At 43.8% G+C, this 12931-nt stretch carries 16 protein-coding genes; 13 read left to right on the top strand and 3 right to left on the bottom strand.

Translation table 11 applies throughout. The annotated features are described in order from the left end of the window. Positions 1–7: 7 nt before the first annotated feature. Positions 8–1258 (bottom strand): imidazolonepropionase, encoded by a 1251-nt coding sequence (gene hutI, locus PP181_RS00300; protein ID WP_272635533.1) that lies wholly within the window; start codon positions 1256–1258, stop codon positions 8–10. A gap of 3 nt (positions 1259–1261) precedes the next feature. Then, complete coding sequence (gene hutH, locus PP181_RS00295) at positions 1262–2836, bottom strand: histidine ammonia-lyase (protein ID WP_272635532.1); 1575 nt, start codon at positions 2834–2836, stop codon at positions 1262–1264. Positions 2837–2921: 85 nt separating this feature from the next. Here hutH and PP181_RS00290 point away from each other — a divergent pair, with 85 nt between their 5' ends. Together PP181_RS00290 and PP181_RS00285 are read left to right on the top strand one after the other, a co-directional pair. Next, on the top strand, positions 2922–3812 hold the full coding sequence (locus PP181_RS00290) for a LysR family transcriptional regulator (protein ID WP_272635531.1): 891 nt from the start codon (positions 2922–2924) through the stop codon (positions 3810–3812). Positions 3813–3904: 92 nt separating this feature from the next. Continuing rightward, positions 3905–4459, top strand: a complete 555-nt coding sequence (locus PP181_RS00285; protein WP_272635530.1) for a nitroreductase family protein — start codon at positions 3905–3907, stop codon at positions 4457–4459. On the opposite strand, the gene PP181_RS00280 is transcribed toward PP181_RS00285, so the two are convergent. Then, the gene (locus tag PP181_RS00280; protein ID WP_272635529.1) at positions 4456–4965 is read right to left on the bottom strand and encodes a DUF456 domain-containing protein; all 510 of its coding nucleotides are present in this window, start codon (positions 4963–4965) and stop codon (positions 4456–4458) included. The two genes, PP181_RS00285 and PP181_RS00280, sit on opposite strands and share 4 nt — an antisense overlap. 195 nt (positions 4966–5160) lie before the next feature. On the opposite strand from PP181_RS00280, the gene PP181_RS00275 reads away from it, so the two are divergent. From PP181_RS00275 to PP181_RS00225, 11 genes are all read left to right on the top strand, one after another. Further along, positions 5161–5523 carry a BlaI/MecI/CopY family transcriptional regulator gene (locus PP181_RS00275; protein ID WP_272635528.1) on the top strand — a complete coding sequence of 121 codons (363 nt, stop codon included), beginning with the start codon at positions 5161–5163 and terminating at the stop codon, positions 5521–5523. Next, positions 5520–7151 (top strand): M56 family metallopeptidase, encoded by a 1632-nt coding sequence (locus PP181_RS00270; RefSeq protein WP_272635527.1) that lies wholly within the window; start codon positions 5520–5522, stop codon positions 7149–7151. The genes PP181_RS00275 and PP181_RS00270 overlap by 4 nt, the downstream gene beginning before the upstream one ends. Positions 7152–7370: 219 nt before the next feature. Next, positions 7371–7847, top strand: a complete 477-nt coding sequence (locus tag PP181_RS00265; protein WP_272635526.1) for a hypothetical protein — start codon at positions 7371–7373, stop codon at positions 7845–7847. Positions 7848–7850: 3 nt separating this feature from the next. Further along, entirely contained in the window at positions 7851–8408 is a 558-nt protein-coding gene (ruvC, locus tag PP181_RS00260; RefSeq protein WP_154917279.1) for a crossover junction endodeoxyribonuclease RuvC, read from the top strand. Between the two features lie 35 nt (positions 8409–8443). Then, positions 8444–8800, top strand: coding sequence for a four helix bundle protein (locus PP181_RS00255; RefSeq protein ID WP_154917278.1), 357 nt, complete (start codon positions 8444–8446; stop codon positions 8798–8800). 99 nt (positions 8801–8899) lie between these two features. After that, positions 8900–10066, top strand: coding sequence for a radical SAM family heme chaperone HemW (hemW, locus tag PP181_RS00250; RefSeq protein ID WP_154917277.1), 1167 nt, complete (start codon positions 8900–8902; stop codon positions 10064–10066). 32 nt (positions 10067–10098) lie between these two features. After that, the gene (locus PP181_RS00245; protein WP_272635525.1) at positions 10099–10851 is read left to right on the top strand and encodes a cyclase family protein; all 753 of its coding nucleotides are present in this window, start codon (positions 10099–10101) and stop codon (positions 10849–10851) included. Next, the gene (locus PP181_RS00240; protein ID WP_272635524.1) at positions 10848–11207 is read left to right on the top strand and encodes a DUF4260 domain-containing protein; all 360 of its coding nucleotides are present in this window, start codon (positions 10848–10850) and stop codon (positions 11205–11207) included. The genes PP181_RS00245 and PP181_RS00240 overlap by 4 nt, the downstream gene beginning before the upstream one ends. After that, the gene (locus PP181_RS00235) at positions 11200–11823 is read left to right on the top strand and encodes a DUF4230 domain-containing protein (RefSeq protein WP_138257735.1); all 624 of its coding nucleotides are present in this window, start codon (positions 11200–11202) and stop codon (positions 11821–11823) included. Before PP181_RS00240 ends, PP181_RS00235 begins: the two co-directional genes overlap by 8 nt. Before the next feature lie 95 nt (positions 11824–11918). Beyond that, positions 11919–12242 (top strand): Dabb family protein, encoded by a 324-nt coding sequence (locus PP181_RS00230; protein WP_317129170.1) that lies wholly within the window; start codon positions 11919–11921, stop codon positions 12240–12242. Positions 12243–12356: 114 nt separating this feature from the next. Continuing rightward, positions 12357–12716, top strand: coding sequence for an MmcQ/YjbR family DNA-binding protein (locus PP181_RS00225; RefSeq protein ID WP_154917273.1), 360 nt, complete (start codon positions 12357–12359; stop codon positions 12714–12716). Positions 12717–12931: the final 215 nt, after the last annotated feature.

Raw genomic sequence — 12931 nt, 5'->3', positions numbered from 1 at the left:
CTTGTCTTTAGGTTTTATGCTTGTTGTACACCAAATTTCCGTTTTTCCAGACCATGCAGGGTTTCAGGTTTCCTTGGTTGTACAGGATTTCCTGATAGTTATCGGTATGGAAAAGACTAAAATCCGCTAGGCAACCCTTCGCCAGTTTCCCCCGGTCCTTGAGCCCCAAGGCAGCTGCCGCCCTTACGGTAATTCCGGCCAGGACCTCTGCATTCGATAATTTTTCAAAAGCACCCAATATGGCCGCTTGGGTCAACAGGTCTCCCATGGGGGCGGAGCCCGGGTTGTGGTCGCTTGCAATGGCCAAGGTGGCCCCGGCATCCAATAGTTTTCGGGCAGGCGTAAAATTGCAGCCAAGTCCCAAAGAGGCTCCCGGTAAGGCCGTGGCAATGGTATTGCTTTTGGCCAAAAGTTCAATTTCTATATCCGTGCTCGCCTCCAAATGGTCCGCACTGATGGCCCCAAAATCAACGGCCACTTTGCTGCCGCCCGTGGAAAATTGGTCGGCATGCACCGTGATATCAAATCCAAGTTGTTTGGCCGTTTCAAAATACGGGGCTATTTCCTCCGATGAAAAGGCACTCTCTTCAATAAAGGCGTCGATTCTCTTGGTGAGATTTTCGGCTTTCAGTTTGGGCAATAACTTTTGGGCCAATTCCTGTAAATAGTCAGTTTTGGTACCTTCATAATCCTTGGGGAACATGTGCGCGGCCAGACAGGTCGGGACTAGGTCCGATGGAACTTCGTTGTGCGCTTCCCGTATCGCTTCCAGCATTTTCAATTCTTCATCCAATGAAAGTCCGTATCCACTTTTCACCTCCAGCGTGGTAACGCCCGTTTTAAGGTGCCGATTGGCCAATTTTGCCGTCTTCTTTGTCAAGGTTTCTTTGTCCGATTTTCTGGTTTGGGTAACCGTATCCCAAATACCACCACCCGCTTTGGCGATTTCCAAATAGGTTTTTCCCGAATTTCTGAGCGCATAGTCGTTGGCACGGCTTCCACCGAAACAAATGTGGGTATGGGCATCTATAAAACCGGGAAGACACACATGGGCACCTTTTAATTCGTGACATTTTGCGGAGGCATGTTCTTTTTTTAGGGAAGCGTAATTTCCCGTGGCCATCACTTTTCCATCGGAAATTAATAGGCCTGCATCCTCAGTGATCCAAAGTTGGCTATCGGACAGCGCACCTTTTAAAGGCAGGGCCTCCATGGTCAATAATTGTTTGAAGGGTCCGATTAATTGCAATGCTTCCATATATCAATAGCTTTCAAATTCCGACGAATATTTCGTTTTGAGCGAAATGTTTCTGTTCTTTTCAACTTTTTCAATCACCGATATGATCGTTTTGTTTTCAATCATTTCGATGCCCTTTTCGATATCGTCCGAAAAAACACGGTCCTTCTCGGCAAAGGATACCTTTTTCCGAACCGCTTTGTGTATTTCATCCAAAAAGATGCCCGATTTTAAGGGCTTTCTATATTCAAAGGCCTGTGCCGCCGTTAGCAATTCTACGGCCAATATCTTTTCTACATTTTCTATGACGCGAAGCGCCTTCCTGCCTCCAATGGAGCCCATGCTTACATGATCCTCCTGCCCTAGAGAAGTGGGAATACTGTCGGCACTGGACGGAAAGCACATCCCCTTGTTTTCGCTGGCCAGGGCCGCACTGGTGTATTGTAGTATCATGTACCCGGAATTGATACCCGTGTCCTTCATCAACAATTTGGGTACGCCGGGACTGTTTCCTTCCAAGGCCAAATAAATGCGTCGGTCTGAAATATTTCCCACTTCCGATGCCGCCAAGCAGGCATAGTCCAGGGCCAGTGCCAAGGGCTGCCCGTGAAAATTTCCGCCACTAATCGTGAGTTCCTCGTCAATGATGACGGGATTGTCCGTAACCGAATTCAGTTCGGTTTCCAAAAGTTCCTTCAGGTGCAACCAGGCATTTCTGGAGGCACCGTGTACTTGAGGAATACATCGCAGGGAATATGGGTCCTGTACGCGGTCACAATCGATATGGTCCTCCATGATTTCTGAACCCTTTAGCAATCGCTTGACGCGTCGGGCCACATGAATATTGCCCTTAAAGGGACGTAGTTCGTGCAGTTCCTTGTAAAAGGGCTTTACGGAACCCTGCAGGCCCTCGATCATCATGGCCCCAATGATATCTGCCTGGGACAAAACGGAATGCAATTTTTCCACGACCTTGACGGCGTGGGCGGCAATGAACTGGGTACCGTTGATAAGGGCGAGCCCTTCCTTGGGCCCCAAGTTTAAGGCTGCCAGCCCCGTTTTTTCAAATAAGGTCTGGGTCGGGATAATTTTACCTTGATAATCGACCTTGCCCAGCCCTATGAGGGGAAGGAACAAATGGGACAAAGGGGCCAAATCACCGGATGCGCCAACGGAACCTTGGGAGGGAACCACAGGTATCGCATCATTTTCTATATGCCAAATAATTCGTTCCAACGTGTCAAGTGCTATGCCGGAATATCCTTTTGCCAATGAATGGGCCTTCAAAATCAGCATGATTTTGGCCAATTCCATAGAAATAGGTTCCCCTACGCCCACACTATGGCTTTTAAGGATATTTGTCTGTAAAATGCGCGTCTCCTCTTTGGAAATTTTTGTAGTGCATAGGGGCCCAAAGCCTGTATTGATTCCGTAAACGGGATGTCCTTTTTCCACGATGGATGCGACTACCTGTGAACTGTTCTCGATCCGTTTTTGAACCGAATGTGGAAGAACGATTGTAGTACCTCCTTTTGCAATACTTAAGACCTTACCTGCACTAAGCCAGTCTTCTCCAAATTTAAAGGTGTCCAACGCCAAAATCTGCCTTTTAGATATTAGTTTTATAAAGATATTGCTTAAGTTTGATAATTACCAATACCATTTTGTTGAACAATCAATAACCATGAGTTCTCAAATAGAATTACGGCACCTTACGTATTTTTTGGCGGTAGCCGATGAACTACATTTTAGAAAGGCTGCGGAAAAGCTCTTTATCTCCCAACCGGGACTGTCACGCCAAATAAAGCAAATGGAGGAAATATTGCAGGCGGAACTTTTCGTGAGGGATAAAAAGAAGGTTGCACTGACCCCGGCAGGCCATTACCTGAAGCACCAATCCGAATCGCTGTTTAAACAATTAAAGGAGATAAAACGACAATTACAGCTGATGGGGGAGGGCGATACGGGTGAAATTCGGATCGGGTTTTTGGGTTCCGCCATGCAGGATGTCATCCCAAATCTGCTCTTAAAATTGAGGGATACCTTTCCAAAGATAAAGACCTCTTTGGAGGAGCTGTCCAATTTGAACCAAGTGGATGCTGTTTTAAAGGGAGATTTGGATATAGGCTTTGTTCGATTGGCCAAAGTTCCGGCCAATTTGCACATGCGAACGGTCTATGAGGACACCTTCTCCTTGGTATTGCCCGAAAGCTATCCCATGCTTACAAGGGAATACTCGGGGATGGAACGCTTTTCCGAAGATAACTTTATTTTGTTCAGTCAGGATTACAGTCCCTATTACTACGAAACAATCATGAGCATCTGTTCCGATGCGGGATTCGTACCCAAGGTTTCCCATAAATCCGTGCACGCCCAGACCATTTTTAAATTGGTGGAGAACAATTTGGGCATTGCCATTGTCCCAACGGCCCTACAATACGGCTTTCAAATGCGGGTGAAGTTTATAGAGCTCAGGGATATTGAACAAAAGGCACTGCTATCTGCCATTTGGAAAAAGGAGCATAGGAATCCTGTTTTACAGAACTGCATCGATTTGTTGTTTGAAACTAAATAGCATAGAAATCGTTGAGATTCATTTAATTGCTGTACTTAGACTTTGGAATCATGGGTTTTGAGGCTTAATTTTATGAACCTAAATATTGAACTATGATATTTGATTTGATTAAAAATAGAAGGTCGGTATTTCCACCTCAATATATAGAAAAGGAACTATCCAAAACCGATTTGGAGCGCATATTGGAGGCCGCCAATTGGGCGCCCACGCATAAAAAAACGGAACCTTGGCGATTTAAGGTGCTACGGGGAAAATCCAAGGAAGCCCTGGGCGCATTCCTGTCCAAAAAATATGAGGATACCGATGCACGGCCCCAACAGATCAAGATCAAAAAGTTACGCGCCAACGCCGATCAATCCGCAGCGATCATCGCCATTTGTATGCAGCGAGATCCAAAGGAAAGCCTTCCCGAATGGGAAGAGGTAGCTGCGGTTGCCATGGCGGTGCAGAACATGTGGTTATGTTGTACCGAGCTGGGAATTGGGTGTTATTGGAGCTCCCCGGGAATTATAAAGTATATGGATGAATTTTTCGACATGGCCGATGGGGAAAAATGCCTAGGATTTTTGTACATGGGCTATTATGACGGCGATGTGCCGGTATCTGCCAGAAATCCAATTTCCGAAAAAACCGTTTGGCTGGATTAATTAAAATACGGAAACAACGCCGCTCTGTACTCCCAAGCGGTGGAGATGTACAGTCCCAAATAAACCACGGCGACCACAAACTTCATAAACGTACCTGTAAGGAAACCCAAAAAGGAACCAAAGGCAGCTTTTAGGGCCGTTTTGTTATCGGCCTTCGCCGATAGTTCCCCTAGAAAGGCACCTACAAAAGGACCTATAATTATACCTCCAGGTATGGGTGCGAGCAAACCAACTATGAGGCCGATGGTCGTACCTATCATCCCGGCCCGTGTTCCACCAAATTTCTTCGTACCCATGGCAGGAATGATATAATCCAGCGCAAATACAATCAATGCAATGGTGAGTGTGATGCCCAACACCCACCAATTGTTGGGAATGGCCTTGGTAAGGTATAGAAGTAAGAGTCCGATCCAACTAATAGGTGGTCCTGGAAGTACGGGAAGAAAGCTGCCAAGGATGCCCAAAAGCATAAAAATAAACCCGATAATCAACAGTGCTATATCCATATAACGATGGGACGAAAATAGGTAGGATTTGTTACATCGGTATACATAAATACATTTTTAACTAAAAAATTAGTTTAAACTAAATATTTAGTTGTATTAGCACTGAAGTTTAATCATCGAACCGCTATCCTGAGCGGAGTCGAAGGGTGCTATAACTGAAATTTGTATTTAGAATAAAAATAAAAACCTAAAGTAATGAAGCAATTAACAAAGGCCGAAGAGGAGGTGATGCAGGTATTGTGGCGATTGGAAAAATCGAACGTAGCGGGTGTCATTGATGAATTGCCCGAACCCAAGCCGGCCTACAACACTGTTTCCACCATCATTCGGATTTTGGAGAGCAAGGGCTTTGTGGACCATGAGAAGGAGGGAAAGGGATACCTCTATTATCCAATCGTGAAAAAATCGGATTACAGCAACCAAAGCATTAACAAATTGGTGGACGGATATTTTCAGGGCTCCTTCAAGAGTATGGTTTCTTTTTTCATGAAGAAGAACGAAATGAGCCTGTCCGAATTGGAGTCCATTATGAACGAAATTAAAAAGGACAAGAAATGATACAGTATATCCTGGAGTGCATCGCCTTTCAATTGGTGTTCCTCGTCATTTATGATTTTTTCCTTAAGCGCGAGACCTTCTTTCAATGGAACCGGGTCTATCTGTTAGCCACATTTGCAGCTTCCCTGGTCTTGCCCTGGGTAAAAATAGAGGCCTTTAAAACCGATGCCCCCGCTATATTAGGGTATTCCGAATATTTATGGAACCTTCAGCCGACGCCTATCGTGGGAGTTGGAACTGCTCCGGAGGCCATGGAAATTACTTGGCCCATGGTCCTGTTTTTGGTTGGGTGCGGAATGGTCGCCATTGCCTTTGTCGTGAAACTTTGGCGCTTGCGAAACTTAAAGTTGACGGGGACGGTGCAATGTTATCGGGACCACAGAAGGATTCTGATTCCACACAGTTATGCGGCCTTTTCATTCCTAAAGTCCATTTTCTTAGGCGAGTATTTTAGCCCGAAGGAAACCGAATCCATTGTAGCACATGAGTTGGTCCATATTAGGCAGTGGCACACCTTGGACCTACTGTTTTTCGAAGTGCTACGAATCGTGTTTTGGTTCAATCCCTTGGTCTATGTCTATCAAAACCGATTGACGGAACTGCACGAATTTATCGCCGATGCCCAGGTTCCCAAACAAGAGCGACAAAACCACTGTGAAATGCTGTTGTCCCAAGCGTTCGAAGTGCAAAATATATCCTTCATCAATCCATTTTTTCAATCATCATTAATCAAAAAGCGAATAGTCATGTTACAAAAAAAAAGATCAAAAAAAATCTGGCAGTTAAAATATCTGGTATTGGTACCCCTGGTACTCGGTAAGTTATTCTATACCTCGTGTGAAAGCGAGGCAAATTCCAAAGAAAATTTGGAAGCTACTACCTTAAAATCCAATATGGTAACATTTTCAGAATTAGATGCTGTACCTATTTTTCCAGGTTGTGAGAATTCCGGAGATAAAAGGGCCTGTTTCAATCAAAAAATTATGGAACACATCAGTAAAAACTTTAATTATCCAGAGGAAGCCCTAGAGAAAAACATCGAAGGTCAAGTGAGTGTTATGTTTACCATAAATACAGAGGGAAGTATAGTTAATATCCAAAAGCGCGGTCCCCATCCTCTTTTGGAGGAGGAAGTGGAACGGATTATTTCCAAGCTTCCTAAAATGGAACCGGGGTTAAAGGATGGTAAGACCGTGAACATACCTTATTCCATTCCCGTAGTTTTTCAACTGGACGGAACATCGGCCCAAACAATTCGGGCCAATAAGGCTCTTGAATCGAATGCAATACCATTTGGGGAAGTAGATGAGGTTCCCGTTTTCCCGGGCTGTGAAAATGCAACCGACTCCCATGCCTGTTTCAATGAGAATATCATGCTGCATATCAGTAAAAATTTCAGTTATCCCCAAGAAGCCAAGGACAGGCGAATCCAAGGCAGGGTAAGTGCCCTTTTTACGATTTCAAAAGAAGGAAACGTCGAAAATATTGCCATGCGCGGACCTGATAAACTTTTGGAGGATGAGGTAGAGCGAATCTTAAAGCGTTTGCCAGTGATGAAACCGGGTAAAAATGTGGGAGAGGACGTGGCGGTTGCCTATTCCATTCCGGTAAATTTTAAGTTGGAATAATACGTTTTTAATTAAATAATTTAAGATCTGTCAGGTTTTCAAAACCTCACATGTCTTGTACTTCAAAATACATTCTACATAAATCATTAAACTGGAAATTCAAATAGCTTACCTTTCCAAAATAGCAACCAAACGCATTTCCGATCTCAAGGTGGAAATCCACTTACCCAAAAACTAAACCCGTCAAAAATTTGTAATTTCCACCATAGATTTGGTGACATGCAGCGCATATTGGTATTGTTGGTCGTTTTAAGTTTGGGTTCCTGTAACCTTTTCCAGTCCAAGGAAAAAAGGACCCAAGAATTGATTAACGCGGAACTTCGGGAAATGGACTGGAACTCCGTGGATTCCTATCCGCTGTTTATGGAATGTGATGAAACGGCCAGCAAAGAGGCACAGAGAAAATGCTTTGAACATCAATTGACGACCCATTTTGAAAATACCTTGCGGGAATTTGAATTTACCGTTGATTCTGACCGAGGGGCCATGGTAGATGTTATCTTTGTCATCGATGCGAAGGGGAAAATCAGTGTCGAAAAGATAATCAAGGATGCGGCCATCCTACGGCAAATGCCCGAATTTGATGGTATCATCACCCAAAGTCTCAAGAACATACCTCCCATCGCCCCGGCCCTAAAAAGGGGCATTCCGGTAAAAACAAAATTTAAGATACCCATACAATTAAACACCAAATAAGGTTTGGCGACAGAAAAAATCATTTTAGGGATAGATCCCGGAACTACGATTATGGGCTTCGGCCTTATAAAAGTAGTGGGCAAAAAGATGCAGTTCCTCCAAATGAACGAACTGCAATTGAAAAAATATGAAGACCCCTACACCAAGCTCAAATTGATCTTTGACCGCACGATTGAACTCATCGACACCTACCATCCGGATGAAATTGCGATCGAAGCACCGTTTTTTGGCAAGAACGTCCAGTCCATGCTAAAATTGGGCAGGGCACAAGGAGTTGCCATGGCGGCAGGTCTTTCCAGGCAGATACCTATTACGGAATATCTCCCAAAAAAGATAAAAATGGCCATTACGGGCAATGGGAATGCCAGTAAAGAGCAGGTGGCCAAAATGCTCCAAAGCCTACTCTCCTTAAAATCGCTCCCCAAAAATTTGGACAGCACGGACGGACTTGCGGCAGCAGTCTGTCATTTCTACAATGAAGGCAGGGTAGAGGTAGGGAAGTCGTATACTGGGTGGGAATCCTACATTAAAAGTAATCCGGGAAAGATTGGAGGTACTTAATCAATGAATAATTATCAGTTAACAATTAACAATGAATGAAAAATAATCCATTAGCTGAAAAGTCATATTTATTTGCTTTAGAGATTGTAAAAACTTCCAGATTTTTTATCGATGAGAAAAGGGAATTCATTCTTTCAAAACAGCTGCTTCGTGCAGGAACCTCTATTGGAGCTAATATTGCCGAGGCAAATGGTGCTATTTCAACAGCTGACTTTTCTTCTAAGATATCCATTGCCTACAAGGAAAGTTTAGAAACTAAGTATTGGTTGAGATTGCTTCAGGATTCTTATTATTTAGAAAAAAGTATTGCTGTTGATTTACTTGAAAGAGCGGACGAATTATCTAGAATTATGTTTTCAATATTGAAGTCCACACGAATTAATAAAGGTTAATTGAAAATATTATTATGATTATGATACTGCTAACTGTTTACTGTTAATAGCTAACTGCTTATTGTTAATTGCTAAATGATTCTTGAAAATCAGCTTCGTATGAATACTGAAAATAGCTCCCCCTTTGGGGGCGGGGGGGGCTTGTACATCCACATCCCTTTTTGCAAACAGGCCTGCCATTATTGCGATTTTCATTTTTCCACATCCCTGGGAAAAAAGGAAGCTATGATAGCCGCTTTAAAAAGGGAATTGGAATTACGAAAGTCGGAATTCGCCACTGAAAACGTGGAAACCATCTATTTTGGGGGTGGAACACCCTCGGTGCTGGAATTGGGTGAAATCCATGATTTGGTCTCGACCGTCTATAAGCATTATAAGGTGGCCGATACGCCAGAAATTACCCTGGAGGCCAATCCGGATGACCTTTCGCTCCAAAAAATCCAGGCATTGGCAAAAAGCCCCATCAACCGATTGAGCCTTGGCATACAGTCTTTTTTTGACACCGATTTAAAACTGATGAACCGTGCCCATTCTGCCGATGAAGCATCGGAATCCCTAAAAAATGCGGTACGCCATTTCGACAATATTTCCATCGACCTTATCTACGGCATGCCAGATATGACCTTGGACCGATGGAAAAAAAACATCGAAAAGGCCCTTTCCTATGGAGTGCCCCATATTTCAAGCTATGCGCTCACTATAGAGCCCAAAACGGCATTGGCCAATTTTGTGGACAAAGGATTGATTCGGCCTGCCAGTGATGAACTGGCCCAAGAGCACTTTCACCTCTTGTACGAAACATTGCTGCAGGAAGGTTTTATTTGTTACGAAATCTCCAATTTTGGCAAGCCGGGCTATTTTTCCCAGAACAATTCGGCCTACTGGCAGCAAAAGAAATATGTGGGTATCGGGCCATCGGCACATTCCTTTGACGGGATTCGCAGGGGGTGGAACATCGGCAACAACCCCAAATACATAAAGGCACTGGAAAAAGGGGAACTTCCCATGGAAACGGAAACCTTGTCCACAAAGGATAAATACAACGAGTATGTCATGACCGGCCTTCGAACCATTTGGGGCGTGGACGTAACCCGAATCCAAAAAGAGTATGGGGAAAAATTTAAGGACTATCTTTTGATGCAATCCAAAAAGTTTAGGGAAGAAGGCCTGTTGGTATTAGAGGAAAATGTACTTTCTACCACCAAAAAAGGGAAGTTTTTGGCGGATGGAATTGCCGCTGATCTGTTTATGATTAACTTGTCATAACAAACAAACCACGTAACCGATCTACAATTGTTTTGAAAGCGACCCTAACCATTAAAAAAAGGACTTATCAAGTAGACCTTTCCAAACCTTTGGATTTATCCATACCCATGACCGGTGATATTTCCAATGTGAATGCGTGGTACGTGGACCATCCCAGGATCGAGCCGCATGTGGAACATGGTTTTACGGGTAGCGTAAAGCAGGGCGCAAGCACCAATTTTAATGATATCTGGTTCAACCCCCATGCCCATGGCACGCACACGGAGTGCTACGGCCATATTACCCGTGAGGTCTATTCCGTCAACGAAAAATTGAAAAACTACTTTTTTTTGGCCGAAGTCATTACGATCGCCCCGGGAAAATTGGGGGACGATTTTGTGATTTCCAAGCATCAGTTGAGCAATGCCATGAAGGGGGCAAAACCGAATGCCTTGGTGGTACGCACCTTGCCCAACACCAAGGAGAAGTTCTCAAAACAGTATTCCAATAGCAATCCCCCTTATTTTATGGAGGATGCCATGGCATTTTTGGTCAACAGCGGTATAGACCATTTATTGGTAGACCTACCATCCGTGGATAAGGAAAGGGATGGCGGTGCCTTGCGTTGCCATCGAACCTTTTGGAACATGAACGGCGACATACGAAAGGAGGCCACCATTACGGAATTTATTTTTGTGCCCAACGAGGTAGCCGACGGAATGTATTTGTTGAACCTACAGGTAGCGCCGTTCGTGAATGATGCCAGCCCAAGCAGACCAGTGTTGTTTAAAATTACCGAAGTATGAGGAATTTATTGAGTTTGGAGGAAGTGGCCATGTTCGTGCTAGGCGTATTTATGTACGGACTATTGGGTTATCCGTGGTGGTTGTTTTTCGTACTGCTGCTAACGCCGGATATTGGTATGCTCGGTTATCTGATAAGCGAAAAGGTTGGGGCCATTGCATATAATCTTTTTCACCATAAGGGAATTGCCATACTTTTGTATTTTCTGGGGATGTACCTTTCCATGCCGGTCGTTCAGATGATAGGGGTCATACTATTCGCCCACGCATCTATGGACCGGATTTTTGGGTATGGACTTAAATATGAAAAGGGATTTAAATACACCCATTTAGGGGAGATAGGAAAAAGGAATGGATAATATACTTGATGTCTTTTTGGGCCTTATTTTGGGCGGAATCAGCATGTATTGGCTGTTTTCCCTCTTCCGAAAAAAACAGAGCAAGGAAATTACTACGCATCAGTCCACCGTTTTATTGGAAAAGATACGCAGTGTCTGCAAGTTGATTTCGGTTGAGGGCGATTTTGCCGAAGTCTACAAGTATGAAAATACGCGGGAACGGTTTATGAGCCTGTTGAGCAGCAAAAAAAAGGCGCTCATCGTCATTAAGGCGAAAGCCCAGATTGGGTACGACCTTAATAAAATATTGATGCATGCGGATACTGGCAAAAGGAAGATTATCCTTTCCAATTTTCCCGAACCTGAGGTTTTGTCGATTGAGCCCGATTTGGAATTTTATGATATTAAAAACGGACTTTTCAATACCTTTACCCCTGATGATTTGACAAGTCTCAACACCGAGGCAAAAAAGCATATCAGGGAAAAAATACCGGAAAGCGGACTCATGGAGACCGCCAAGAAGGAAGCGTTGCAATCGGTTTTGCTCATTGAAAAAATCGTGGAGACCATTGGCTGGAAATTGGATTATTCCGCCTTGCATATTTCGGAAAAGGACAAGAGACTACTCGAACAATAAACTTATCAAACTACGGATACAATCACATGAAAACTATAACAACTTTAGTATTTTTGGTACTTACAACCATGGCCTTTGGCCAAACAAAAGAAAACATGAAAGAATTCGATCCTAATTTCAACCATACCGTATTTTTTTGGTTGAAAAATCCAGATAGTCAGGCCGATAGAGATGCCTTTGTAAAATCCCTGTCCAAATTTCTGGACAATTCCGGGTATGCCAAGACCAAGTTCATAGGAACCCCGCCAAAAGCGAGTAGGGATGTCGTGGATGGTTCCTTTACTTTTTCATTGATGGTATCCTTTGAATCTGCAGAGGCACAACAGGCGTACCAAGATGAAGCCCCGCATAAACTTTTCATCGAGGAATCAGAACATCTTTGGGAGAAAGTGATTGTTTACGACTCAACAGGTATATAAGAGCCTCCCCAATCCCTCCAATGCTTTTACTTCGCTCAGCATAGGTGAAGGGAGGACTTAAATAGAAGAAAGATTTGCATTTTTTCCCTTAGGGTTTAAATAGTATTATTTGCAATGAACATTGAGGAATTTCGGGAATACTGCTTATCCAAAAAGGGCGTAACGGAAGGATTTCCTTTTGACGAAAAGACCCTCGTTTTCAAGGTCATGGGAAAAATGTTTGCGTTGTGCGGCTTGGAACGGGTACCCTCACAAGTGAACCTAAAGTGTGACCCGGATCGTGGCGAGGAATTAAGGGAAAAGTATGATGGCCAGATCATTCCCGGCTACCATATGAGCAAGATCCATTGGAATACCCTTTTTCTAGAAAACTTACCACCAAAATTGGTACTGGAGCTTACGGACCATTCCTATGATTTGGTGGTAGCGAAGTTCCCTAAAAAGCTTCGGACGGAATACGATGCCTTATTATAAGTAAGAGCAAGAAGAATCTTGGTTAATGCAACCAGACCCCAAAGGTTTTTTAAACCTTTGGGGTCTTTTAATTCCTGCAACCAAACGGATTTATAATTCCCCAATCTCGTGCCCCCACCAGCTCTGCAAGTTTTCGATTTTCGGAGCTACAGAACAACGGCTGGTTATGTGAGTGATTCAATCCCTATAAATTTCCCTGCTTAGCGTTTGAAACC

The sequence above is a fragment of the Maribacter sp. PR66 genome (assembly GCF_028464205.1).
Classification (GTDB): Bacteria; Bacteroidota; Bacteroidia; order Flavobacteriales; family Flavobacteriaceae; genus Maribacter; species Maribacter flavus.
This window is presented reverse-complemented; position numbering and strand designations above follow the sequence as displayed.

Excerpts from the sequence above, each read along its gene's own strand:
- PP181_RS00255 (WP_154917278.1), top strand. The coding sequence starts at position 8,444 with ATGAAAAATAATCCATTAGCTGAAAAGTCATATTTATTTGCTTTAGAG.
- PP181_RS00290 (WP_272635531.1), top strand. The coding sequence starts at position 2,922 with ATGAGTTCTCAAATAGAATTACGGCACCTTACGTATTTTTTGGCGGTA.
- PP181_RS00285 (WP_272635530.1), top strand. The coding sequence starts at position 3,905 with ATGATATTTGATTTGATTAAAAATAGAAGGTCGGTATTTCCACCTCAA.
- hutI (WP_272635533.1), bottom strand. The coding sequence starts at position 1,258 with ATGGAAGCATTGCAATTAATCGGACCCTTCAAACAATTATTGACCATG.
- PP181_RS00270 (WP_272635527.1), top strand. The coding sequence starts at position 5,520 with ATGATACAGTATATCCTGGAGTGCATCGCCTTTCAATTGGTGTTCCTC.
- PP181_RS00230 (WP_317129170.1), top strand. The coding sequence starts at position 11,919 with ATGAAAGAATTCGATCCTAATTTCAACCATACCGTATTTTTTTGGTTG.
- PP181_RS00240 (WP_272635524.1), top strand. The coding sequence starts at position 10,848 with ATGAGGAATTTATTGAGTTTGGAGGAAGTGGCCATGTTCGTGCTAGGC.
- hemW (WP_154917277.1), top strand. The coding sequence starts at position 8,900 with ATGAATACTGAAAATAGCTCCCCCTTTGGGGGCGGGGGGGGCTTGTAC.
- PP181_RS00235 (WP_138257735.1), top strand. The coding sequence starts at position 11,200 with ATGGATAATATACTTGATGTCTTTTTGGGCCTTATTTTGGGCGGAATC.
- PP181_RS00265 (WP_272635526.1), top strand. The coding sequence starts at position 7,371 with ATGCAGCGCATATTGGTATTGTTGGTCGTTTTAAGTTTGGGTTCCTGT.
- PP181_RS00280 (WP_272635529.1), bottom strand. The coding sequence starts at position 4,965 with ATGGATATAGCACTGTTGATTATCGGGTTTATTTTTATGCTTTTGGGC.
- PP181_RS00225 (WP_154917273.1), top strand. The coding sequence starts at position 12,357 with ATGAACATTGAGGAATTTCGGGAATACTGCTTATCCAAAAAGGGCGTA.
- PP181_RS00275 (WP_272635528.1), top strand. The coding sequence starts at position 5,161 with ATGAAGCAATTAACAAAGGCCGAAGAGGAGGTGATGCAGGTATTGTGG.